Annotated in this window: 18 protein-coding genes and 1 pseudogene; 12 read left to right on the top strand and 7 right to left on the bottom strand. The window is 44.3% G+C overall.

Annotated elements, in window-relative coordinates; translation table 11 throughout:
* Positions 1 to 43: 43 nt before the first annotated feature.
* The 3 genes from B151_RS0113775 (at position 44) to recQ (ending at position 3,858) form a co-directional block, all read left to right on the top strand.
* The gene (locus tag B151_RS0113775; protein WP_020404236.1) at positions 44 to 529 is read left to right on the top strand and encodes a hypothetical protein; all 486 of its coding nucleotides are present in this window, start codon (positions 44 to 46) and stop codon (positions 527 to 529) included.
* A 48-nt stretch (positions 530 to 577) separates the two neighbouring features.
* Entirely contained in the window at positions 578 to 1,492 is a 915-nt protein-coding gene (locus B151_RS0113780; protein WP_020404237.1) for a hypothetical protein, read from the top strand.
* Between the two features lie 176 nt (positions 1,493 to 1,668).
* Positions 1,669 to 3,858 (top strand): DNA helicase RecQ, encoded by a 2,190-nt coding sequence (gene recQ / locus B151_RS0113785; RefSeq protein WP_020404238.1) that lies wholly within the window; start codon positions 1,669 to 1,671, stop codon positions 3,856 to 3,858.
* A gap of 10 nt (positions 3,859 to 3,868) precedes the next feature.
* On the opposite strand, the gene B151_RS0113790 is transcribed toward recQ, so the two are convergent.
* Positions 3,869 to 4,207, bottom strand: a complete 339-nt coding sequence (locus tag B151_RS0113790; protein ID WP_020404239.1) for an energy transducer TonB — start codon at positions 4,205 to 4,207, stop codon at positions 3,869 to 3,871.
* 201 nt (positions 4,208 to 4,408) lie between these two features.
* Between B151_RS0113790 and B151_RS0113795 the strand changes: the two genes are divergently transcribed.
* Positions 4,409 to 7,255 carry an FAD-binding and (Fe-S)-binding domain-containing protein gene (locus B151_RS0113795; RefSeq protein WP_245550418.1) on the top strand — a complete coding sequence of 949 codons (2,847 nt, stop codon included), beginning with the start codon at positions 4,409 to 4,411 and terminating at the stop codon, positions 7,253 to 7,255.
* 279 nt (positions 7,256 to 7,534) lie between these two features.
* Positions 7,535 to 9,313 (top strand): hypothetical protein, encoded by a 1,779-nt coding sequence (locus B151_RS0113805; RefSeq protein WP_020404242.1) that lies wholly within the window; start codon positions 7,535 to 7,537, stop codon positions 9,311 to 9,313.
* A gap of 88 nt (positions 9,314 to 9,401) precedes the next feature.
* On the opposite strand, the gene recN is transcribed toward B151_RS0113805, so the two are convergent.
* Together recN and tnpA are read right to left on the bottom strand one after the other, a co-directional pair.
* Positions 9,402 to 11,108: a DNA repair protein RecN gene (gene recN, locus B151_RS0113810; RefSeq protein ID WP_020404243.1), complete on the bottom strand. Its 1,707-nt coding sequence runs from the start codon at positions 11,106 to 11,108 to the stop codon at positions 9,402 to 9,404.
* A gap of 338 nt (positions 11,109 to 11,446) precedes the next feature.
* Positions 11,447 to 11,896: pseudogene (gene tnpA / locus B151_RS18855) on the bottom strand (IS200/IS605 family transposase); the annotation flags it as partial.
* Between the two features lie 479 nt (positions 11,897 to 12,375).
* Between tnpA and B151_RS0113820 the strand changes: the two are divergent.
* Genes B151_RS0113820 through B151_RS0113830 form a run of 3 tightly spaced genes read left to right on the top strand, consistent with a single transcriptional unit; the run spans position 12,376 to position 15,373 of the window.
* On the top strand, positions 12,376 to 13,392 hold the full coding sequence (locus tag B151_RS0113820) for an RluA family pseudouridine synthase (protein WP_020404245.1): 1,017 nt from the start codon (positions 12,376 to 12,378) through the stop codon (positions 13,390 to 13,392).
* A gap of 3 nt (positions 13,393 to 13,395) precedes the next feature.
* Positions 13,396 to 14,043, top strand: coding sequence for an NAD(P)H-binding protein (locus B151_RS0113825; protein WP_020404246.1), 648 nt, complete (start codon positions 13,396 to 13,398; stop codon positions 14,041 to 14,043).
* Positions 14,044 to 14,092: 49 nt separating this feature from the next.
* Positions 14,093 to 15,373, top strand: coding sequence for an amidohydrolase (locus B151_RS0113830; RefSeq protein WP_020404247.1), 1,281 nt, complete (start codon positions 14,093 to 14,095; stop codon positions 15,371 to 15,373).
* 194 nt (positions 15,374 to 15,567) lie between these two features.
* On the opposite strand, the gene B151_RS0113835 is transcribed toward B151_RS0113830, so the two are convergent.
* The gene (locus B151_RS0113835; RefSeq protein WP_020404248.1) at positions 15,568 to 16,491 is read right to left on the bottom strand and encodes a mechanosensitive ion channel family protein; all 924 of its coding nucleotides are present in this window, start codon (positions 16,489 to 16,491) and stop codon (positions 15,568 to 15,570) included.
* Between the two features lie 15 nt (positions 16,492 to 16,506).
* On the bottom strand, positions 16,507 to 17,283 hold the full coding sequence (locus tag B151_RS0113840; protein WP_020404249.1) for a DUF432 domain-containing protein: 777 nt from the start codon (positions 17,281 to 17,283) through the stop codon (positions 16,507 to 16,509).
* Between the two features lie 460 nt (positions 17,284 to 17,743).
* Between B151_RS0113840 and B151_RS0113845 the strand changes: the two genes are divergently transcribed.
* Together B151_RS0113845 and B151_RS0113850 are read left to right on the top strand one after the other, a co-directional pair.
* Positions 17,744 to 19,606 carry a glycoside hydrolase family 13 protein gene (locus B151_RS0113845; RefSeq protein WP_020404250.1) on the top strand — a complete coding sequence of 621 codons (1,863 nt, stop codon included), beginning with the start codon at positions 17,744 to 17,746 and terminating at the stop codon, positions 19,604 to 19,606.
* Positions 19,607 to 19,711: 105 nt separating this feature from the next.
* Positions 19,712 to 20,476, top strand: a complete 765-nt coding sequence (locus B151_RS0113850; protein WP_020404251.1) for a hypothetical protein — start codon at positions 19,712 to 19,714, stop codon at positions 20,474 to 20,476.
* Positions 20,477 to 20,726: 250 nt separating this feature from the next.
* Here the strand turns inward: B151_RS0113850 and B151_RS0113855 are convergent, their stop codons facing one another.
* Entirely contained in the window at positions 20,727 to 21,263 is a 537-nt protein-coding gene (locus B151_RS0113855; RefSeq protein ID WP_020404252.1) for an REP-associated tyrosine transposase, read from the bottom strand.
* A gap of 250 nt (positions 21,264 to 21,513) precedes the next feature.
* Between B151_RS0113855 and B151_RS0113860 the strand changes: the two genes are divergently transcribed.
* A complete protein-coding gene (locus tag B151_RS0113860) occupies positions 21,514 to 23,121 on the top strand; it encodes a peptide chain release factor 3 (protein WP_020404253.1) in 1,608 nt (535 codons plus the stop codon).
* Between the two features lie 339 nt (positions 23,122 to 23,460).
* Positions 23,461 to 24,990 (top strand): SulP family inorganic anion transporter, encoded by a 1,530-nt coding sequence (locus B151_RS0113865; RefSeq protein ID WP_020404254.1) that lies wholly within the window; start codon positions 23,461 to 23,463, stop codon positions 24,988 to 24,990.
* A 38-nt stretch (positions 24,991 to 25,028) separates the two neighbouring features.
* On the opposite strand, the gene B151_RS0113870 is transcribed toward B151_RS0113865, so the two are convergent.
* On the bottom strand, positions 25,029 to 25,820 hold the full coding sequence (locus tag B151_RS0113870) for a hypothetical protein (protein WP_020404255.1): 792 nt from the start codon (positions 25,818 to 25,820) through the stop codon (positions 25,029 to 25,031).
* Positions 25,821 to 25,865: the final 45 nt, after the last annotated feature.

Consider the following 25,865-nt stretch of genomic DNA (forward strand, 5'->3'; position numbering starts at 1 on the left):
TTCACAATAACAATCATTGTGACAATAAATTTAGGAGAGAACAATGAAAACAATATCAAAGATAACCTCTGTGTTTCTGATGATCTTATTTTTGAGTGTGAATGCATTTGGGCAACAAAAGGGCCAACAACAGCAGCAACAAATGCAGCAGCAGATGCAACAAGCTCAACAAATGATGCAAAAGATGAATCAGCTTCAGGAACGAGCTCAGAAAATGAATCAGGAGATGAACAAAAAGATGGAGCAGACTCAAAATGAGCAGTTGCGAAATCAATACCAAAACATGTACCGGTTTGGAGAGCAGCTTGCCCTGACGATTGGAACCATGAAAAATGCCGCTGAGCGTTGCAACCTTATGCTTCAGGATCAGGAAATGTTGCAAGACCGTGAAATGAGACAAGAAATGGAGCGCTTACGCCTTCACCTGAATGATATGACCGGCAAGGCCGAAGAAGCACTTACCGCTATGGATCAAATCCGGCTGAGACTACAGGAACAGGAGCAAACCGCTCGATCAGAGTCTGAGTAGTTATTTTAACGAAAGTATAAATACAATTAATCTTATCGGGAGTTGGCGATGAGTGCCATCAGATCGAATGTAGGGTTATATGTGGTGGTGATGCTGAGCTTGTGGGTTATCGGTTCTTCCGGTGTGCAGGCTCAGCAGGTTTCTTATTCGGGAAGTATGCAATACACCTCCGGCACGTATTTTTTTGATAAAACGACGGAAACCTTTTCATTCTCGAATGGCCTTGGAATCAACGGCGAACGGATGAGTATTTCATTCTCGGTACCATATATCGTGCAAAATTCTCCCTGGATCTCATATGGCGCAGCGGGCTTTCTCCCCACCGGAGGTCCTCAACATAAATTTCTTCAGGATTCAACAGGTCGCCGGCCGGGAAAAGGCGATGGCGATGGCGGAGGAAATACCTCGGATTTTACAGCAAGAAAGATTGCCTCTGATGACCCGCCTATCATAATACCGGATACGGCTTCTTATACAGAATCCAGTTTTGGAGACCCAACGCTGTTTGCAAATGTGAAGTTGTTCACCTCGCCTCATGGAGATACCAATATTCAGCTGAATACCAGCCTGAAAGTGCCTGTCGCCGATCCGAATACCGGGTTCGGAACCGGAGAATGGGATATAGGCCTGGGAGCATCGGTTTCACACCGACTGGAAGATTTTTTCTTTTTCGCAGACCTGACAAAGTGGTGGTTTGGAGACCTTCCGGATCTGGAGCTGAAAGATCCTATCTCATATACCTTTGGGGTGAGCCATTGGATCGGTGGAGGAAAATGGTTCATTAACAGTACGCTTACCGGATACACCGAAATTATTAATGATTACGATCCTCCTTTGGATTTTGGCGCAGGCTTAGGCTTTATCGCCTCTGAAAGAGCCACACTTAACTCCACCATCTCAATGGGGATGAGCGAATCTTCAGCAGATGTATCGGTAGGGGTGGGCTGGAGCATTAAACTATAGCCGCAAGTGCATTCTATTGCACGGATCGAAGATCAATAAAATTCTTACAGGTTTTCATTTAACAGAGCGCTGTAAAAGCCTTATCTTTTATAAAGAATAAAAATATTAACGGCACAGGAGATCTGAACCGATTCATTCAATAACATCCTGAGAGGTCTCCAAATATTCATTAGTCTGTGATCAAAGAAGCAAAAACTACCCTAAAAGAAACGTTTGGCTATGATTCTTTTCGTCCCCTGCAGGAAGATATCATCAGCCAGGTACTCAAGAAAAAAGATGCACTTGTAATTATGCCCACCGGCGGGGGGAAATCCCTTTGCTATCAAATACCGGCGTTATTATTTGACGGCTTAACGGTGGTGGTTTCACCGCTCATTTCCCTGATGAAGGATCAGGTAGAACAGCTTCGGGAATTCGATATCAACGCAGTTCACCTGAACAGCTCGCTTTCTCCGGAAGCCTATGGCTATAATCGCCGGCAGGTGCTGCAGGGTAAAGCAAAACTGTTGTATATAGCCCCTGAAACTTTACTAATGGACAAGACCAGGGAACTGCTTCAGGATATTCAGGTTGATCTTTTTGCCGTGGATGAAGCGCACTGTATCTCGGAATGGGGGCACGATTTTCGCCCGGATTACCGTGAATTGGCAACGGTTCGGAAAGAACTATTTCCCAATGCCACTTGTATGGCGCTGACGGCAACAGCGACTCCCCGTGTTCGGGAAGATATTATGAAGACGCTGGAATTCGGTGAATCTGCAGAGTTCGTAGCCAGTTTCGATCGCCCAAACCTGTTTTTGAAAATTGCGGATAAGGATGATGCCACCAATCAGGTGCTTGATTTTCTTTACACCCGTAAAAATCAGTCGGGGATCATTTATTGTATCTCCCGCCGTCAGGTGGATGAATTGTATCAGGAACTGGAAGATGAAGGCTATTCGGTGAAACCGTACCACGCCGGACTCTCGGATCGGGATCGGGCCATCAACCAGCGGCAGTTTATTCGGGATGATGTACAGATCATCGTGGCAACCATTGCGTTCGGGATGGGAATCAATAAGCCGAATGTGCGTTTTGTGATGCACTACGATATGCCGCAAAATATCGAGCAGTATTATCAGCAAATTGGCCGCGCCGGTCGCGATGGGCTTCGATCCGATTGTGTGATGTTGTTCAGCTATAACGATCGCCATAAGATCAAATACTTCATCAATAAAAAAGAGGGACAGGAAAAAGAGATCGCCGAAAAACACCTGGATGATCTCGTCAGGTTTATCGAAACCAAGAAGTGCCGTCGTATTCCATTGATGAAATATTTTGGGGAAGAGTACCCTAAAGATGAATGCGGCATGTGCGACAATTGCCTGTCTAAAGATGAGGATGTGGAGGATTTCACCCTGCAGGCTCAGAAGATGCTGAAATGCATTTCAGAACTGGAAGAAAGCTTTGGGAAAACCCAGGTCATTAATGTATTGCGAGGTTCCAAAGCACAAAAAGTGCTGGACGAAGGTCACGATAAGTTGGAATCTCACGGTTCAGGAAAGGAATGGTCCAAGAATCAGTGGGAGCAATTATCGCGGATGTTGCTGCGTCAGGATTATCTTGCCAAGGGCGAGCATAAAGAGCTGACTATAAAAGATAAAGGCCGGTCCGTACTCAGCGGAGATGAGAACGTATTTGGAACCCTTGACCGCACCGCTACAGCTATGACCACCGAGGAAGCTTCTCGCGTAGCGAACGAAGTGGAAGCAGAATACGACGAAGATCTTTTCGAGATCCTGCGCAAAGAACGCAAAAGCCTGGCTGATGAAAAAGGCATTCCTCCCTACACCATCTTTCCGGACACCACGCTTATGGAAATGGCCTATTATTATCCCAAAGATAAAGAGCACCTGCTGCCATTGTATGGGGTTGGTGAAGTGAAAGCCAAGAAATATGGTTCTGCATTTATAGGAGTGATCAAAAAATATACGGCCGAGCATGGCATCGAATCGAAGGAAGAATCGCTTCAGGAAAAAGCGGAAGAATTAGAGAACACGGAGCTTCATCAGCAGATAGGGAAGGCTTTCAATAAGGGGCAGTCCATTGAGCATCTGGCCGAAGAGCACGGTGTGAAAGAAGTTACTATTCTGAATCACCTGAAAGATTACCTTAAAGAAGGCAACGACCTGCGATTGGATGGCATCACGGAAGCTACTTCGCTATCGCTTCGCCAGCAGGATGAGATCATCAAGATCTTTGACGAAAAAGGCTCACATATGCTGAAAGTAGTGTACGACCGCATGAATAAGAAGATCGGTTACGACCAAATTCGCATTATGCAATTGTATTTTATGGCAAACGAAGCGGCAGAGAAATCTGCATAGAAATCTAAGCCTACGGGGATAACCTAAAATGCATGTTGAGGTCATTCATCATTGTTGCAGGCTTGCCATTACAGGATCCCGGTACAATTTCTAAATATCGAAAACCAGAGCGGACGAGTTCCGTTAGCCTTGAATCCGAAGAATGTATCAGGTGGGCATAATCAATGTTACCTTGTTTGTCAATAATGAGTGAAAAAGAGACGGACCCTTGAACGCCCTCCCTTCTTAATTCGGGAGGGTATCCGATTTTTTTTAAAACCTGATTTTTGTTTTGATAAATAGGTAATTGATAGTCTTCAAAGCATTGTTCAGGTGAGACTACTCCAAACTCTTTTTTCTTTTCAGCCATGATCTCTCGAGAGGTTTTACATGATTGAAAAAGTATCAAAAAGACTAAAAGAAGAAAAAGTTTCATAAGCAACAATCAACTAAATTTACTCCGAATTTCATACTATGAAATTCTCATGTAAACTACTATAAATGTTCAAATTCACGTTGAAATTATCCTGAATTTGCCTCAAACTACAGCCTTTATGTAATAGGAGAAATTTTGATCCAACGCGACTCACTCACACGAAAATTATACGCTCAAGACGCCTCGCTCTACCAAGAGATGCCCGAAGGTGTTTCCTTTCCAACATCCATCGATGATATTCAGGCGCTGGTGAAACAAGCCAACCTGGAAGGCTTTACGATCACAGCCCGAAGTGCAGGCACCAGCCTGGCCGGACAAACTACCGGCGGAGGCGTTGTCATGGATGTCTCTCGTTTTATGAACCGGATTTTGACAATCGACGAGAACTCTAAGATCGCTCATGTTCAACCCGGAGTGATTCGTGATACGCTGAATCGGGAAGCCGCCAAATCTCAGCTCTTATTTGGCCCTGATACTGCCACCACCAACCGCTGTATGATCGGCGGAATGATCGGGAATAATTCATCCGGTTCCTTTTCCATTAAATATCTGACTACACGCGATCATACGTTAGAGATCGAAGCTGTTTTAAGTGATGGCTCTAAAGCGGTGTTCAAGCCTTTGACTCCTGAAGAACTGGAAGCCAAGAAAAAGTTTGACAATCTTGAAGGGCATATTTACCGCTCCATGCTAAAATTATTGGAGCGAAACCGTGCGCTGATCGAAACAAGTTACCCGCACAAAGATATCATTCGCCGAAACACCGGCTATGCGCTTGATAAGTTGCTGGAGATGCAGCCTTTCAATCCAAACGGCCGGAAGTTCAATCTTTGTGAACTGCTCTGCGGAAGTGAAGGTACGCTGGCAATGACGGCATCCGCAAAGCTCGACTTGAGTCCCCTTGATGAACATAAGTTGGTGATCGTTCCTCAATTCAAAACGCTGGATGAAGCCATGCGGTCAGCGGTGGAGATCGTAAAATTTGAGCCGGCTGCAGTTGAATTGGTTGATCACGTTATTTTGGATGCAACCAAAGGAAATATTGAGCAGCGTAAGAACCGGTTCTTTTTAGAAGGAGAGCCACGCTACATTTTGATCACTCAATTTGAGGGAAGTGACCCGGATGTTCTTCAGCAGAAAGCGGAAAAGCTGGCATCGGTTCTGAAAGAAAAGGAACTTGGTTACGCTTACCCCATCATATCTGAGCCGAATAAAATGAAACGAACCTGGGACCTCAGAAAAGCAGGTCTTGGCCTGTTGATGGGACTTGGTGAAGACGGGCGTTCTCCTTCTTTTTGTGAAGACACCGCCGTTCGCGTTCAGGATCTTCCGGAATATGTGAAAGAATTTGAGCAGATATTGGAGCGACACAACACGCAATGTGTGTTTTATGCGCACGCTTCGGTGGGAGAACTGCACCTGCGGCCTCAAATCGACATCATGACCGAGGCGGGACTTCAGAAAATGAAAGTGATGGCCGATGAGATCGCTGATCTTGTTACTAAATACAACGGCTCACTTTCCGGTGAACATGGCGATGGCCGTGTTCGTGCGCCCTATATCAAAAAGATACTGGGAGAAGAAATGCTTCCGGTTCTGCGACAGGTGAAGGAAATTTGGGATCCCGAATACGTTTTCAATCCCGGAAAGATCGTCAACCCCAAGCCCATTGATGAAGACCTTCGGTTCTCTCCTTCCTATAAAAGGCCTAAACCGGAAACTGTTTTCGCTTGGCGAAAGGAAGGCGAATTTGGCAGCGCTATGGAATTATGCAATGGCGCAGGCGTGTGTCGCAAGCTGGCTGAAAGCGGCGGCACGATGTGTCCGTCCTATATGGCTACCAAAGATGAAAAAGATTCAACTCGTGGTCGTGCCAATGTATTCCGACAGGTTTTTGCAGGAGAAGATCCGCGCGGATATGAATCGGAAGAGTTGCGGGAAGCATTGGATCTGTGCCTGAGCTGCAAGGCCTGTAAGAGTGAATGTCCCGCCAATGTGGATATGGCCAAAATGAAAGCGGAGTTCATGAATGGCTGGCATGAGAAAAACGGCTCCAAACTGAAAGAGAGATTCTTTGCTGATGCCGGAAAACTGTTTCCTTTGGCATCCATTACCCCGAATTTGGCTAATAAAGTTGTATCTACAAAACCGGGAAAATGGGTGTTTGAGAATGTGTTTGGGATTGATGCACGGCGGGATCTTCCGGAATTTGCTCCAAAAACATTCCGCTCACATTTCAAAAAACATCAGAGGAATGGAGCGGTCAGGTCCAATGAGAAAGTGGTGTTGTTTGTAGACCTTTTCACCAATTACAACGATCCGGAAATTGGGATGAATGCGGTACATGTGCTGGAGAAAATGGGTTTTGAGGTGATCATCCCAAAAGCGATGGAGTCGGGCCGGCCCCAGCTTTCCAAAGGCTTTTTGAAGGAAGCGAAATCCATCACCAAAAACGTATTGAACGAATTTGAGGAATTTGTGAATGCAGGCATTCCGGTCGTTGGATTAGAGCCTTCTGAAATCCTGACGTTACGGGATGAATTCCTGGAGCTTTGTGAATCTGAGCAGCTTCCATTGGCCAATAAGCTTGCTCAGCAATCTTTCACTTTTGAGGAATTTATAGCGAATCACAAAGACCGAATTCCGGCTTCCGGTTCACCCCGAAAAGTGATGCTGCATGGTCACTGCCACGCTAAGGCATTAGTCGGAAATGAACCGACCGTGGAAGCTTTGGAATCAGCCGGTTATGAAGTAGAAATTTTGGAAACCGGTTGCTGCGGAATGGCCGGTAGTTTTGGCTACGAGAAAGATCACTTCGATGTCTCCCAGGAAATTGGCGAGTTGGTTTTATTTCCGGCACTTCGAAATAATCAGGAAGATGAAGTTTGTGCTCCGGGATTTTCTTGCCGCCATCAAATTAAAGACGGCGTAGATCGTAAAGCAGAACATCCGGCCTCGTTGATCGCCCGCGCTATTTTGTAAACCACAGAGGGCACAGAGTTTCATGGAGAATTAGAAACTAAAAAACACCACGTATCTCTGCGTTCTCTGTGGTTAATTTAATTCTTAAACGTATTCTTCTCGATCAATTCACGGGCGCTGGTGAGGGCCGAATCGGTAATTTGTGAACCGCTGATCAGGCTGGCGATTTTATGGATGTGTTCTTCTTTAAAATTAAAGGGATTTGGAAATTGTCGAAATAAAGAATTAATATGGTACAAAAAGGCATACTAAATGTTAATATAATAGGGAGTTGTATCTATGAATTATCGGGTCATTTTTTTAATAATTTTTTTTGCAGTAGGGACTACGGAAATTTTCGGGCAAAGCTATATCACCCCGAATTATTATGCCTTTCAACCTGATGAACAATCGTATTTCTTTAAGCCTATTGAATTTTCAGAAATGCAGAATAGCGTTTTTGAGAATATTTGGGCAAGGTATTCTCCTGATCCTTTGTCATCATTAGTTGTTAACCCATCCAACATTATTTCTTTCAAAGAAGATGTGTATGCCTATGGATCGTACAATTCGGCAACGTATGAAATGAAAGAATACTCCTGTTTTGCTTGTTACACGAGGAGAAATAATCCTGACGTTCTTTTGTCTTCTATTCAAAAACCAGCTTTTAATAGTGCGCTCATAGTCAGCCCTTTTACGAATAAAAGAATTAAGCTTGGCATTACATATCAGTACTTAGGCAATGGGCAAAACTATTATGTCCTTGCGCGGCCAACTTATAATGAAGACCAACCTCATGTCACTTCAGACGTTTCATATAATTTATCTTCGTCACGAGCTGTTTTTGATGATTACGATAATCTGCAAACCAGAGCACATTTTCCCTCCCTTTATGCTGGAATTCCAATTGGGGACAGGCTTTATGCAGGGCTGAAAATAAACTATGCAAACTATAAGGTAACAGGTGGCCAATTAGTTGATGGCAAGAATGTTAATTATGTTGATGATATTGACCCAAATTCGGGGTTAAGCAGTAATAGAAATAGAAACTCGGTTTATGATCACTGGGAATATACCTTGGCGCTAAATTATAACTTTTCAGATCACTTCAATTTGGGAATAGATGGAGGGTACTTGAACGGGGATTTTGATCAAGTTGGAAATGAAAATTGGGGACGCGAAAATATTAATGTAGATGAAACATTCCGATATAAATATTACGCTAATAATGAATATAGAGCAGATTTTATTAAGACCGGTGACCTCTGGAAATTTGGTATAGATGGACAATACTCACCCTCCAATGATCTTGATTTTTTTATCAATTATAGAATCTGGATGGGGAATCAAGACCTTAATTATGGTTTGAATACTAATAATGTATGGATGAATCTTACTATTCAAGACCCTAATATAAATGAAATAAATAGAGAGGTTTCAAATTCTGAAAGCATGAGGAATACTTTCGGACAAGGAAGTATTTCAGAAGTAAGTCATTTGTTCTCCTTTAATTTCAGAAGATGGCTTTCATCAGAGACAAGAATTAGTAGTGGTATTCAGGTGGTTTTTAATATTAACGACAAAAATGTACAAACTACCGATAGAGGAATTCAGACAAGTACAGATGAAGAAACTATTGATGGTGTAGTGGAGCATAGCCGTTTCCGAAGATCAGAAAGTATTACAGAATTCATTGATGAAAGCACGTTAAATCAATTTTCACTTTATATCCCATTAATTATAGATAGACAACTCTGGGCTAAAACCAATATTCAGTTAGGGGCACTGTATATTTTTCAGGAAACAGAAATAACAGAGAAGAGAAACGTTAACTCAGCCTTCGAAATTTATATAAATGATAATGGAATGGAGTCTTTATTAGAGGACTCAAACAGTAATGAAAATTCTAATACTTACTTTGAAAATCCTGCTTATTTCAACGGATTTTTAATGATATCGTTTTCTCCATCAAATAAAGTAAAGTTAGGGATAACAGGTTTTACCAACAAAAGAGTTATTAGCCCGAGCCTTTCTCAAAATGACATTGGGTTTAAAGTGAGTACCGAACTAAGGTTTTGAAAAAACAAGTTAATAAACAACTATAAATACATAGTTTAGAAGGATAAAATGAATCCAAAAAAATTAATGTATCCCTGTGGTTTTGAAGTTAATTCTTAAACGTATTCTTCTCGATTAATTCACGGGCGCTGGTGAGGGCCGAATCGGTAATTTGTGAACCGCTCATCAGGCTGGCGATCTCGCGGATGTGTTCTTCTTCGGAAAGCGGAATGATGCGGGAAACGGTTCGTTCGCCTTCCTCCGCTTTGGCCACTTTGTAATGCTTGTGCGCCTGACTCGCAATCTGCGGCTGATGCGTGATCGCGATGATTTGGCAATACTCTGAAAGCTTTCGCATGGATGCTCCCACTTTCTCAGAGATCTCCCCACTGATGCCCGTATCAATTTCATCAAAGATCATCACCGGAAGACTGTGTTCTTTGGCGAGAATGGATTTCAGCGCAAGCATCACGCGACTGATCTCCCCTCCGGAAGCGATCTTCGCCAGTGGTTTGGGCTCTTCGCCTTTGTTGGTAGAAATGTAGAGCCGAACGTCATCGCAACCGGTTTCGGTGCAGTCGATGGTTTTGCCGTCCACTTCGATCCAGCCGTTGTTGGAAAGCAGCCAGTCTACGCGGACATCCAGCTTGGAATGAGGAATGCCCACTTTAGCGAGTTCTTTTTGTATCAATTCACCCAGTTTTGCACCGACTTTTTTTCTTGTTTTGTGAAGGGAAACAGCGTGTTCTCTGAGTACTTCAGCTTGGGTTGAAATAGCATTTTCCAGCTTTTCGATCTCCAGATCAAAGTTATCAGCAATAGAGAGCTCGCGCTGAATCTCGTGCATATACTTGATGAGGTCCGGAAGATCGCGCTGATATTTTTTCTGTAAACGGTTCAACTCAGATTGACGCTGCCGCAATTCTTCCAGCCGCTTAGGGTTGAACTCAATGCTGTTTCGATAGCGCTCGGCAAAAGCAATCGCTTCATTTACGCTTACTCGCGCTGCGTTAATTTCCTCCAGGTAATTCTTGAATTCCGGTTCAATGCGGGAAAGATCTTCCAGATTCAATTTCAGGAAGTTCAGAAGCTGAATGATATTGCCATCGTCAGAATCCGCCATCTCTGAAATCGCAGCGGCTTTTTGATCGAGTACTTCGGCATTATCCAGCAGGTTCATCTCGGATTCCAACTGCTCCAGATCAATATCCGCCAAACGAGCTTCTTCCAATTCCTGAAGCTGAAAACGATAAAGCTCGGTTTTCTCCTGAAGCTCATGTTCGCGTTTCTTCAGTGACCGAAGCTCTTTCTGCAGCTCCTGCATCTTCCTATATTCAGCCTGATAGCTTTTTAAGATCGGCTCGATCTCCCCAAACCCATCGATCACACCAAGGTGATTCTCTTCTTTCAATAAGAGTTGATGATCATGCTGCCCATGCAAATCCACTAACAGATCTCCGGCGGCTTTTAGTACGCTAATATTTACGGGTGTATCATTGATAAAAGCCCGGCTGCCGGTTCCCCTGATTTCCCGCCGAAGGATCACATATTCGCTAAACTCTACTTCATTTTCTTCAAACAGCTGCTTCAACTCCTCTTCTTCCCCAACCCGAATGGTTACCTCTGCAATCGCTTTATCGGCTCCGCGGCGAATAACATCCGTATCAGCCCGTTCACCCAAAATCATATTCAGCGCTCCAATAATGATCGACTTCCCGGCGCCCGTCTGTCCGGTCAAAATATTCAACCCCTCTTCAAACGCAACTTCCAGCTCATCAATAAGAGCGAAGTCTTTTATATAGAGTGATTTGATCATGAAATTGAAATTAAAGATTCAAGATTAATGGCTATGGCAAAGCAGGTTTCTTCTATATGAATGCAAAGATATTAATGATTTTGGACATGTCATACATTCCTTGGTTTCGCCCTTTCAGGATTACGATTTATATAGATTTCCCACAGGGCGTTGACCTGTGTTAGTGATGTTCTTTCATTTCTGCTGCCACTTAATGTCTATGTAGTATTGAATTTAAACTTTGTCAAATTGATATCCTTATTGAGCTCCGAAGGAGCGGAATGACCAACATAGGGCAACGCCCTATGCAAGCAACGAGCTCTATCAGTAAGCCCCAACGGGGCGGAAGCCGTTGGATAATCCCATAAATACCGTTCATCATATTCAACTTTATGCTTTTTCAACAGCATTACGAACTCCTCTTTGAAAGTAATCTTAAGGTGATGCTCGTGCTGATCCCTGATATACTCAACAACATTCTCGACTTGTGATTGGGATACTGAAAAAGCGCCATATCCATCCTGCCAATAAAAGGTTTGGTATTTACCTCCTTTTGTTTTGATCCACTTCGAAGAGCTTTGCTTCAACTCCTGAATCAGTTTCATTGGGGCAATTTTTCTTGATATCTGAGAAAGTATATGCACATGGTTTGTGAATCCTCCTACCTGAACCGGATTACATTCCCAATTCTTACAAATTCCACCTAGATAGTTATGAAGATGAGTTTCAATTTTATCATCTATGAAATGCTTTCTGTGTTTAGTCCCAAAAACAATGTGCATATATATTTTTGATAATGATTGTGGCATTGTTTTATACCCGTGTTGTTTCTGTTTATATAGTTAGAGGGGTTCTAGTTCAATTCCTTACAAATTTTTTTCAACTTCTTCGTTTCGCCCTTTCAGGGCGAGTATTTTCCACTTGCTTGTCCACAGGGCGTTGCCCTGTGTTAGTGATTTGGCCCCGTTGGGGCTATAATCGAATTATCCAACATCAGGGATTCTTTCCAGATATTATTAAAGACTTGAATTGAGGTGACTTACGAAGTTCCCGGTATGCTTTGTTCAGGAGTGACAGATATTTTATAAACTCTCCCAAAACTGAAACTCATGCTAAACACTAATTTTTACTGGGAATTGTGTCGTCTATACTTAATGGTAAAAGCTCCGAAGAAACGAACATCACCAACATAGGGCAGCGCCATATGTAACAACCAACGTAAGCATAAAGCTCCAAAGGAGCGTAATCCAAGTGTAAAACAAAGCCCAAAACTGCGTACCTTTAGTTCATGGAAAAGAAAGCTGGAAAAGACCGACAATCTACGATATACGAACATACCGTTCCTGAAGGGCAGCATAGCGATATTCGCCTGGATAAATACATCACTTCGTTTGTGGAGAATGCTTCGCGGACAAAAGTTCAGGAGGCAATCAAGGATGGATATGTGACCGTAAACGGGAAGAAGGAAAAATCCTCATACATCATGCAGCCGGGCGATGAGATCTTCATCGAAATTCCCAAACCTCCTCCACCTGAAGCTAAGCCTGAAGAAATGGAGCTGGATATTGTGTATGAAGATGATGACATCATTATTGTAAATAAAGAAGCTGATATGGTAGTCCATCCCGCTTATGGAAACTGGACGGGCACGCTGGTGAACGGCTTGATGTATCACGTGGATGAGCTGGCGGGTGATGAAGAAGATGAGAATTTACGTCCCGGCATCGTGCACCGGCTCGACAAAGACACCAGCGGATTATTGGTAGTGGCCAAGAATGATGAAACGCTTGCCACACTCAGCGGACTTTTTCAGGAAAAAGATGTAGAGCGAACGTACTGGGCTATCGTTTGGGGAACTCCGGATGCGGAAGGCACGATCGAAGGAGATATTGGTCGCTCCAAAAGAGACCGAAAACTGATGACAGTAAAAGCCCCCGGAAATGGGAAGCACGCCGTCACTCACTATAAAGTCCTTGAATATTTTGATTATCTGAGCCTGGTGGAAGTGAAGCTCGAAACCGGCCGAACGCATCAAATTCGTGTTCATTTTGCACATATCGGTCACCATGTTTTTGGAGATCCGACTTACGGTGGAACATCAGTTCGTTATGGTCCCAACACCGGCTCCCGAAAAGCCATGTTCCATAATTTGATCACCGGACTTGGGCGACAAGCCCTTCACGCTAAAACCCTGGGATTTGAGCACCCTTCCACCGGAGAAATGGTTCGGTTCGATTCTGAATTACCGGACGACTTTCAGCATGTACTTACGATGCTCCGGGAGAATTGTAAACAGGAATATTGACCGATGGGGAAAACGGGAATCGTCATAGGAGCTACCGGTTTAGTCGGTTCACAAATTGTGAATCTGCTTTTGGACGATGATCGTTATTCGCTGGTCAAAGTATTTCATCGGAGAAGCACGGGGCTTCAACATCCCAAACTGGAAGAACATATCATTGATTTTGATGAGATCGATGAATGGAAAAGCCAGATAAAAGGAGATGAATTGTATTCTGCCCTTGGTACCACCATCAAAAAAGCGAGGAGTCAGGAGCGGCAATACACCATCGACTATACCTATCAATTTGAAACGGCCAAAGCTGCTGCTGAAAATGGCGTAAAGAAGTACAGCTTGGTTTCATCTGCCGGAGCAGATCCACAATCCAAAGTGTTTTATTCTCGGTTAAAGGGTGAATTAGACGAAGCCGTTAAGAAACTTCCGTTTGAATTGATCACGGTCATGCGGCCATCCATTTTAGCTGGAGAGCGAAATGAAAGTCGGCCGGGAGAAGCCATTGGTATGTTCTTAGCCCGCATTTTTACCAAAATTTCGGGCCTGAAAAAATACCGTCCTATTCCGGGACGAACGGTGGCTCAGGGGATGATCAACTCGCTGCACAAATGTCCGCCGGGCTATCATATTTTTGAACTCGACGAGATTTTTCATTTGTGAGCCGGTTTAGTTAATATCGGATTCAACTTTTCCCAAACCGATATTACCTATGAAAAAGATTCTGCTGCTTTTCCTGATTTCCGTTTTTACTTATCCTGCCTTTGCCCAGGATCAACTCAAACAGATCATTGATGAACGGGCCGATGAAATTGAAGAACAAGTGATCGAGTGGCGCCGTCATTTCCACGAAAATCCGGAGCTCTCCAATCGCGAATTTGAAACGGCGGCATATATTGCAGAATATCTGAATGAACTGGGGCTGGAAGTGGAAACCGAAGTGGCTCATACCGGAGTAGTGGCGCTGCTGGAAGGCGGTCAGCCCGGCCCGGTGATTGGTTTGCGCGCTGATATCGACGGACTTCCCGTCACCGAACGCACCGATGTCCCTTTCAAATCCGAAGCCACAGGAATGTATCAGGGCAAAGAAGTTGGAGTGATGCACGCGTGTGGACATGATACCCACATCGCTATGCTGATGGGCGTAGCCAAGATCTTGACCGAAAACAAAGATCAGATCAAAGGCACCATCAAGTTCATCTTTCAACCGGCTGAGGAAGGCGCGCCGCAGGGTGAGGAAGGCGGAGCGGAACTCATGGTGAAAGAAGGCGTGCTTCAAAATCCTGATGTGGATGTGATCTTCGGATTGCACATCAATGATGCCACGCCCGTGGGTACCTTACGCTATCGTTCAGAAGGCATCATGGCGAGCGTGAACAGTTTTAGTGTGGAGATCAAAGGAAAACAGGCGCATGGTTCGGCTCCGTGGAATGGAGTGGATCCGATCGTAACGGCCGCACAGATCATCAACAATGCACAAACCATTGTGAGTCGAAATATGGAACTGACCAAGCAAGCGGCTGTGGTTACGTTCGGGGTGATCGAAGGCGGGGTTCGGCATAACATCATCCCTGAATCCGTGAAAATGGAAGGAACTATTCGAGCACTGGATGAAGATATGCGACAACTCATTTTCAAACGACTGGAAACCATCATCCAAAACACGGCTGAAAGCAACGGAGCAGAAGCCACCTTGACCATCCACGATGGATACCCGATCACCTATAATGATCCGCAACTCACAGAAATGATGGCGCCAACCTTAGAAGAAGTGGCAGAAGGAAATGCGGTCATTATGGATGCCATAACCGGAGCTGAAGATTTCTCCTTCTTCCAAAAAGAGATTCCCGGGTTGTATTTCTTTGTAGGTGGAAAGGCGCCGAACCGTGAAGCCGCCGGTCACCATACTCCGGATTTTTATATTGATGAAAGCGGGATGAAATTGGGCGTTCGTGCTATGAGTTATTTGGTGGTGGACTATATGAACCGGTAAGAACATCCAACTTTGAACTTTGGATCTCGTGACGTAGCTTGCTATGTCACGCCTTGCAGAGGCTCCGCCTCATACTATAAAAACTTGCCCTCTTCTGTTCAATATTCAATGTTGTTCTCGTTCCGTAGCTCTGCTACGGAATGCCCAATCGAGGCTCTGCCTCATACTACGAAATCAGGTCGATTTCGATAGCTCTACTTCTTCCCTTCCTCTTCATCCTCCGGCTTGAACTCATCCAATTTCCCACCAATTAATTCAATTGGAATGGATTTACTCGCTTCGCCGGAATAGATGGAAACATGCGGGAATGGAATTTCGATATTCTCTTCGTCGAATCGTGCTTTCACTTCTTCGTTGATGCTGTTTTTTAACAGAATAAATTCATCTTTAGGTGCCCATACTAATAAGAGCAAATCGATAGAAGATTGCCCAAACATATCAAAAATAACCTGCGGTTTAGGTTCGGAAAGACAGTATTCGTTGTTTTCGGCTACATCCAATAAGATATCTCGGACTTGGGAAATATCTTCTTTGTAGGCCACCGATATTGTTGCATTGAACCGGCGAATAGGGAATTTGGTGAGATTTGTTACTTCTTGCTTGATGATCATTTCGTTGGGAATGCGCACAAAACGATTATCAAAAGTGCGGAGTTTCACCGAAAGCATATCAATGGAAAGAACGGTGCCGGTAGTTTGGTTGATCATGATGATATCATCTACTTTAAACGGCTGTTCCGCGATCAGGAATAAACCGGAAATGATGTTGGAAACACTGGTCTGAGAGGCAAACCCCAGGGCCACTCCCAAAATACCGGCAGCTCCTAATAGTGGAGCAAGGCTGAAACCCAACTGTCCCATCACCATTACAATCATGATTACAATACCGGTATAAAAAACTACCTTGCCGGCCAGCATTCCGTAATGGCTTGCATATTTTTTAGTGAAGAACGAACGTGCCCATCGTCTCAATATGAATAATAATGGAATGCCAATAACAAAAATAACGGCAAGCTGCAGTAGAGTGGTCAGGAATTCTTGAGAGATAAAAGCTTCCAGGTTCAGGTCTGAAAGAGCTGAAGTAGAGTCGATGAGGGTTGAAGTAGTATCTTGTTGCATGTTTCGGTTTCAGGATTATCGGGCAGAAATTAAAGTGTCGTCAAACAGCATCTTGAAGGTGCGGGTGGCAAAACTTCTGGAAATGGGGTGGCGGGGTTTTGTGATCTGTTCGCCCTTGCCTAAATGAGCCGGCAGTTTGCCGGTCATAGTCACGTCGCTGTGTTGTTCTTCGCCCTGGTACACGATCCTGGTTTCATCCGCCCAAAGCTCATTTTTGACATTGTAAATGCTAAGACGTTCTACGCGATAGCAAAAACGTTCAAAATTAAGCTCGGTATTGGATTTATTGGTGATCTGAATAGGGCAGTTAATCAGAAAAGGTTTACTTTCGACCTCAGCCAGATTTCTGCGCGCCTTACTCGTTAACCAATAACAAAGTTCGCCTTCCATGGTATCGCCGAACCAGGTTCGGGACAGTTTATTAATGGGAATTTCATGGAGCACATATTTTGACTTTGCAAGGCTGATCTCCATCCAGGCGGGAATGCGACAATAGACTTCGATCTTGGCTCCGGGCGTCAATTTTAAGGGGTATTCTGAACTTACAATCACCGGAAGGTCCGGGAAAACAGGGCGAACTTGGATGTCACTCTCATCGGCTTTTGGAGCCCATCGCTCCCATTCTGTTTTTTCATCTATTCTGGGAGGTTTCTTGGTATCATCTGCATAGGCGTAGGAGATCCAGAACTCCTCATTTTTTCTTTTGATCCATACGTGTAGCGAATCAATATTCAGATGAAGAGGTTCTTCTCCCTCATTGGCAGCATAATTCTTCCAGATCGAAGATGACATAGACAAATGATTATCCGGTGGTTTATTTGAAAATAAAATGTACAAATTTCCCGACTTGCCAAAACGAGAATATTTGGTGATGGATATTTATCGAAATTTGACATCATCTGATTTTACCCCGGAGACTCAGGGTAAAGTCCTCCCTTGAGGGAGGTACCGGACTGAGCGCATGCGAAGTCTGGCGGAGGCTGTTGGCGCCCAGGCCAAAATTGCTTAATCTGATTATGTTTCTCCGAATTTTGATTCTAAGTCGAATCAGACAAAAATATCCATAGCTCTAACACCCCTCAAAATCAGTCAGGAACACCCACCTTGAGCTTTTGTTACTTTTGGGTCAAGCCAAAAGTAAGAGCATAAAGGATGAATGGTTGAGTCTTGTTTGCCAACCATGAAAGCATTTACATAAGAAAATGGTTGCCAAGCTTATTATCATAGCGCAGCACAACTAAAATTTATATTCATGAAGAAAGTTTTTTCCTTAGCGCTCCTGTTTTTTACGGTCAATATTCCGGCGATGGCCCAATGGTCGGATGAAATTGAAATAGTAGACCCTCCTTTCTGGTGGGTACAAATGCCCGTTAATGAACTTCAAATTCAACTGTATGGAGATGAGCTGGGCCACTACCGCGCCTCTGTGGATTATCCCGGGGTGAAATTGAGGCGACAACTGGCTGTCGATTCCCCCAACTACCTTTTCCTCTATTTTGAGATTTCAGACAAAGCCAAAGCCGGAGAAATGGAGATCGTTCTTTCTCGGGGTGATGACGAGTTAACCCTGAATTACGAGCTCAAAACCCGCGAATCTACCGAAGGCCGGCATCAGGGTTTTGATCCTTCTGATGTGATTTATTTGATGATGCCCGATCGGTTTGCCAACGGAGATCCTTCTAATGATTCCATCGAAGGCATGCTGGAAGCGGCGGATCGCTCCAATCCCGAACGACGTCAAGGTGGCGATATTCAGGGCGTGATGGATCATCTGGATTACATCAAAGATTTGGGTATGACCGCCATTTGGTTCACCCCAATTATTGAGAACGATATGAAACCGGAATATGGAGCGTATCACGGTTATGCGGCCACGGATCTTTATCGCGTGGACCGGCGCTATGGAAGTAATGAGGAATACAAAGCGCTCATCGAAAAAGCGCACGAAAAAGACATGAAAGTGATCATGGATATGATCCACAATCACATTGGCGATCAGCACTGGTGGATGAACGATCTGCCCACGGCCGACTGGGTGCACGATATCGAAAAATATGGAACCACTAATTTTCGCGGCGCAGTAGGCTCTGATCCATATGCCTCTGAGTACGATTCTGACAAACTCATGAACGGCTGGTTCGTGCCCCAAATGCCCGATCTGAATCAGAAAAATGAACTGCTGGCCGATTACCTCATCCAAAATACCATTTGGTGGATCGAGTATTCCGGTATTGATGGCATTCGCATGGACACCTACGTGTATCCCGATCAGGATTATATGGCACGATGGGCGAAGGAAGTGCTTGAGGCCTATCCCAATTTCAATATTGTGGGAGAATCGTGGGTGAATACCGTTCCGGCCGAAGCCTATTGGCAATATGATGAGCCCGGCGTGGAAGATGGCTATGATTCCCATTTACCGAGTGTTACCGATTTCCAGATCGCCAATGCCGCAAGACAAGCGTTTACCGAAGATTTTGGCTGGCTCAACGGACTCAGTAAATTATACTACGTTCTCTCACAGGATTTTGTGTATGCCGATCCTATGCTGAATGTCATTTTTCTGGATAACCACGATATGGGACGCATTTTTGAAACGGTCGGCAAGGACGAAGACTACTTTAAAATGGCCTATGCATTTCTGATGACCACCCGCGGAATTCCCCAGGTCTATTACGGTACCGAACTGATGATGGCCCACGAAAACCGTGGCGGCGATGACGAAGGCTGGCGACAAACTATGCCCGGTGGCTGGCTCGATGACGAAAGAAGCGTGTTCACCGAAGAAGGGCGCACTGACAAAGAAAATGAGATCCTGAATTGGATCACTAAACTTACGGAATGGCGAAAAGATGCGGTGGCCATTCATGAAGGAAAGCTGGTGCATTTCGTCCCCGAAAACAATGTTTATGTCTATTTCCGCATCCACGAAGAACAAACCGTGATGGTAGTGATGAACGCCGGTGAAGAATCCATTACCCTAAATAGAGACCGTTTTGCTGAAATTCTGGATGATTTTGAAGCTGGGGTTGATGTGATTTCCGGGAATCAAGTTTCCGTATCAGACGACTTTGAAGTGGCAGAAAAAACGGCCGGGGTTTGGGAGTTGAAGTAATCCAAAGCCCTCGTTCCCAACCACCGGGTTGGATCGAGTTGAAAAGCCAACTTGATTATTAAGTTCGACTTCTCTATTTAACTTATCACAAAAAGAGAGGGGTCTATGTCAAAGATAATCACTTTAGTAATAGCACTGTCATTCATAATATCAGGTTGTATTTTTGATCCGGGATTCGATTGTGGCTTTATTGATTATCCCAGAAGAGAGGGATCTTATACTACAAGTCATATTCCTGATCAATATGTTGCATTGGGGGATACCTTGTTTTTAAACATTAATGAATATTGGGATTATGAATCTGATTGCAACGAGTATTTCGACGATCCTCAATTAAATAGCTTTATTGCTGATTCAAGGGAGGTCGAGCTTCATCGTCAGGAAAACAATGTGTTCATTATAGGACAAAAAACAGGAACATTTTCAGCAACAATCATTGGTTCAGCCGAACTGATAAGAGACCATAAAAAAAGAACCGAAGTCATTCCCATGACTTTTAACATTGAAGTGGGAACCGATCCAGGAAGTCCGCTTAGGCAGCGGGCTACTTATTCTTCTACGAGAAGGATTGATAGTATTCGTGTTACCGAAGTAGATATGGAAAATAAAGCGTTGAGATTCACAGCAGATTTCTCGCCGGAATATACAGCAGGAAATGTTCAAACTCAGTGGGCACTCTATCCAGTCCGGGATTTAGATTCACTAATACTTATGGATATTTCATTAGAAACAGAGCGTGAATATGAGAATGATTATTCCTTCAATCCCGATTCCCTCTATCCATTTTATTATGGCTATGTTGAAGTACAACCCGGCCGCCGAATATTCGGAAAAACATTCATTCTCAATACTAAAGAATATTTCGAATAGGATCCTTGCCAAGCAGTTTGGAAGCGAGCGTAAATTAGTGCTCGACGCAGAGTCTCAGGCACGAGGCTTTAGGATGAGGTGGAGCCTCAATAGGGTATTCCGGAGCGGAGCAGCGGAACGAGGGTGAAAGTATTGCAAATAACCTTTTTGAATCCTGACCACTTTATCGCTCTTAACCTCGTTCCCAACCACCCGGTGGGGAACGCAAGTCGGGACCACCCGGTCCCAATGCAGAAATAACACTGAAATATTATCCTTCAAATAAGGTAACCGGTATCAGCCCATCCATCCCTGAGTAATCACGGGCTGAAGAATACCTCCAATCTTCAGGCTTGTCGACAAACCCACTCTTAACTGGATTGAAATGAACGTATTCCATTTTTTGAGCCACCATTTTATTAGAAATGAGTTGTTTTGGATGTAGCCCTTCCTCCCAAACTTGATACGTTCTGCCCACTTTGTGATTGCGCTTATTGAATTTCAATTTCGTTAGCCAGCGAGAATGTCCATTGTCTTTTAGATAAGTAAGGATTCTCCGTGCTGCATAAGACTTAGTAAGCCTGAGACTGTTAGAAAGATCATCACTCTTTACAATAGCATGAAAATGATTGGGCATAATTACATATGAATAGAGGATCACGTTTTTGTTTTGTTGCATAAAAACGAATTGATCCAACAGGATTTGTGCAACCTGAGGTTTACAAAGTATTGGTAATTCTTCAAGAATCGTACTTGTGATGAAATATGGATAGTATGATTCGTGAAATTTGTAGCGGCTTCTTCCCATGTTTTTACTTAGTAAGAGCGATGAGATGCGTATTCCTTACAAACTTTTTTGGACCAGGTGGTCCATCAATGCATTCCCAACCGGGTGGTTGGGAACGAGCTTGAGCTCCTGTCGACAAAGAGCCTCAGGTACAGGGCTCAAGGGAGAGTTTGTTTGTTTCACTATATCACCAAATCCCTATATCACTATACTACAAACTTCACCGAAAAGGCCGTATCTTTAAGGCTTGAATCAAGCTGAACGAGACATTATGAGCACGGCCACTGCCGAATCCCAAATTACAAAAGAGGCGAAAAAACGACGCACCTTCGCCATCATATCACACCCCGATGCCGGGAAAACTACCCTCACCGAAAAGCTGTTGCTGTATGGTGGAGCCCTGCACGAGGCCGGTTCCATCCGTGCCCGAAAAGCAAGTCGCCACGCTGCTTCCGACTGGATGTCGATAGAGCAGGAGCGTGGGATTTCGGTGACTTCCTCCGTACTTCGTTTTGAGAAAGACGATATCAAATACAACCTGTTGGATACACCCGGCCACAAAGACTTTTCTGAAGATACGCTTCGTACGCTGGTTGCCGCAGACAGTGGTTTGATGGTGATTGACGTTGCCAAAGGCGTTGAGGAGCAAACCGAGAAGTTGTTTGAAGTTTGTAAGCTGCGTGAAGTGCCGGTGATCACTTTTGTGAATAAATGTGACCGCCCCGGTATGGAGCCGCTGGAAGTGCTCAGTAATATCGAGAATAAGCTGGGGATTGAAGCCGTGCCGGCAAGTTGGCCGATGGGCTATGGGCAAAAATTTCAGGGCATCTACGATGTGATCGAGAAGAAAGTGCACATGTATCAAAAAACAGAGCATGGTGCAAAAAAAGCGGTCACGGAAATATTGGATCTGGAGGATGCACTGGCAAAATCCTCCATGTCGGATGTTGAAAAAGAAGCCTTTGAAGAAGAGGTAATGCTTATTGACGATATGTACGAAAGCATGGATCGCGAAGCCTACGCCACCGGAAAAGTAACTCCGGTTTTCTTCGGTTCAGCCCTGCATAACTTTGGATTGGATGTATTCCTGAATTACTTCCATCAGCTGGCTCCCCATCCGCAGCAGTACAAAACGCCTGATGGAGTTGTTCGTGACCTGAATGACGGTTTTTCCGGTTTCATCTTTAAAATGCAGGCCAACATGAATCCTGATCACCGGGATTGTGCGGCCTTTATTCGTGTTGCTTCCGGGAAGTTTGAACGTGGCCAACAGGTGACGGTCGCAGGTATCAACAAGAAAGTTAAAATGTCGACCCCGCATACGCTGATGGGCGACGACAGGCAACTTATGGAAGAAGCCTATCCCGGCGATATCGTTTCGATCTTCAATCCCGGTTCATTCCGTATTGGCAGTACGATCTATGAATCCAATGAAGTGAAGTTCGATGTGATTCCATTGTTTACGCCCGAGCATTTTCAGAAAGTGGCGACCAAAGATCCTTTCAAACGAAAACAGTTACGTGAAGGACTGAAGCAGCTTTCTGAGGAAGGGGTGGTTCACGTATTTGAAGTGCCCAATGGCGTCGGAAATGAGTTGTTGCTGGGAACCGTAGGTGTACTTCAGTTTGAAGTTGTAGAGCATCGCATGTTGGCAGAATATGGTGTAGAGCTCATCAAAACGCCGGTTTCCTATTTCTGTGCGCGGTGGCTTCCAAACGGGCGAGATGATGTGATCGAGAAGCTTGAAGCGAGCTATTCAACCCACGTGACCAAAGACATGGAAGAGAACCCCATCGTGTTGTTTGATTCGCAATATGCGTTGAGTCAGGCCGAAGAGAAAGTGGGAGCGGAGAACCTGTTTAAGTTTAAGCAAGGTTAATTTTCGCACAGAAATCAGTAAAAATTTTTAAGAAAAAATTTTAAAACCTCTCCTTTTTCCCAGATTGAGAGGCCTTCTTATATCAAATCACAAACGCGGGAAAAATATCTTCTCGACTATTTCTTTGGAAAACCGCTTCCAATTTTAATTTGCAGAGATGCAACTAAGTTCATGATTTCATAACACAAAAAATTCATCTGACCTATACAAACCGGCTGTTAAGTTGCTTAATTTTAGAGGGTATAATACAAGCGGTTCTGATTACCTTTTCTCCATTCGGCTCATCTAAAACACAGAATCCTTTGAAAATAATTCAACAACTTACGACGACTACATTCCATGAAGAAGTACTTAGACCTCTTTGGTCTTAATGATAAAATTGATTACAAAACAGAAGTTTTAGCAGGTTTAACCGTATCCATGGCGCTTATCCCGGAAGCTGTGGCATTTGCCATGATTGCCGGACTTTCTCCTCTTACGGGTTTGTACGCTGCTTTTATGATGGGTTTGGTAACGTCTGTTATTGGCGGGCGCCCGGGCATGATTTCCGGGGCAACAGGAGCGGTAGCCGTGGTTTTGGTATCATTGGCCATTTCACACGGACCGGAATACATTTTTGCGGCCGTTGTATTAGCAGGATTGATTCAGGTGGGTGCCGGAATGCTGAAGCTTGGAAAGCTGATGCGCCTCGTTCCTCATCCCGTAATTTTTGGATTTGTGAACGGTTTGGCCGTCATCATATTTATGTCGCAGCTCGATCAGTTTAAAACGCCATCCGGTGAATGGATGACTGGCCAATCGCTCTATGTGTTGCTTGGATTGGTGGTTTTAACCATGGCCATTATTTGGGGACTTCCCAAATTCAGCAAGAAAATCCCCGCTTCCCTGGTCGCAATTTTAACCATCTTTGCGGTAGTGGTAGTCTTTGGAATTGAAACCAAAACCGTGGGTGATATTGCTTCCATTCAGGGCGGATTTCCTCCGTTTCACATTCCTCAAATTCCATTTACCTGGGAAGCTTTTATGGTGATTCTCCCCTATTCCGCAATCATAGCCGGAGTTGGGTTGATCGAAAGTTTGCTTACTCTGAATATTATTGATGAAATTACCGAAACCCGTGGAAATGGAAATCAGGAAGCCATTGCACAGGGAACAGCGAATATCTTTTCAGGATTTTTTTCCGGAATGGGCGGTTGCGCTATGATCGGGCAGAGTTTGATCAACGTTTCATCAGGAGCACGAACTCGAATTTCCGGAATTGTAGCAGCGGTGATGTTGCTGGTATTTATCATGTTTGGTTCCGGTTTGGTGGAACTGCTGCCTATGGCCGCACTCACCGGTTTGATGATTATGGTGGCAATCGGAACTTTTGAATGGGCCAGCTTGAAAACCTTCAACAAAATGCCGGTTTCCGATATTTTTGTGATGGTAACGGTGACTTTAGTTACAGCCGTACTTCATAACCTGGCACTGGCGGTTTTGGTTGGGGTGATTATTGCCGCACTGGTTTTTGCCTGGGATAACGCCAAGAGAATCCGTGCCCGCAAACACATTGATGAGGACGGAATCAAACACTACGAAATCTACGGGCCGCTTTTCTTTGGTTCCATCACCGTATTCAATTCCAAGTTTGATGTGATGAATGATCCCAATGAGATCATCATCGATTTTAAAGAAAGTCGCGTGGTGGATATGTCGGCTATTGAAGCCTTGAACAAGATCACCGAGCGCTACAGCAAAGTAGGAAAAACGGTTCACCTAAAACATCTAAGCAAAGATTGCCGGCATCTTCTTCAAAATGCGGATGCCATTATCGATGTAAACGTAATGGAAGATCCAAGTTACAAAGTGGCTTTGGATAGAGTTTAAGCCTATTTAAGAGGCTTGGTGTGAGCCTCTTCCTTCTTTTACTTTCCACCGTTGGCCTGAAGGTCGGCTACACAATTTTCATCCAAAGAAGGGATCTCTTCACCAAGAAACTGGTCAAATAATCCGGAGTTTTCCATGGCGTAATACATCAGGCAGTTGTCGTTGGTGCAGTGGTTTCCGTGTTCGTCATCCTGGTGGTCGGTCTGCATATCCGTACCCGATCCGGAGATATTCACCAACCCAAAAAGGTGTCCAAATTCATGCCGAAAAGAAACGGATTCTGTCAGCGACCTGGACGGTTGGTTTAATGCCGGTCCGCTCACCTGCTCATAAGTGCCCCCGAAAAAGGCAGCAGAGGTGTTGTAATAAGCAATTCCCAATACACTGCCATCCTCATAAGAACCATCCACGATGATCATATAAGCCCGGAGAGTACTGTCATCTTCTTGGGTAAAATGATCCCGGTACTGACCTTCCAGCTCTCTGATCTCATTGGCGGTGTATGTGGATTGATCCGATGAAGGTATTTGCGTTGGCTCCATCAAAGAAACAGAAGTTTTGTTGAGCCGCAGTTCCAAAAAAGATTTGAGATTGGTGAGGGCATCTTCATCAGGAGCAACACCCGGCATGTAATCAATTTCAACTTCGAGCTTGGTAAAGGATTCATCCGATAAAAAATCATTTGCTGATAACCCCGGGTTTTGGGTGTGAGGATAAGTTATAGGGTCATCCTCATCGGGGTCGGGCCCGGTGTTGTCAAGACAACCGGTAAAACTTAACGTAAACAGTAAAAGTGTGGGGAGAATATATAAGCGTATCAAGGACTTCATTGAACGTATTCTTTTTTTGATTATTCATTGTAATTAAATGCCTTT

The sequence above is a fragment of the Gracilimonas tropica DSM 19535 genome, assembly GCF_000375425.1.
Taxonomy (GTDB): Bacteria; Bacteroidota; Rhodothermia; order Balneolales; family Balneolaceae; genus Gracilimonas; species Gracilimonas tropica.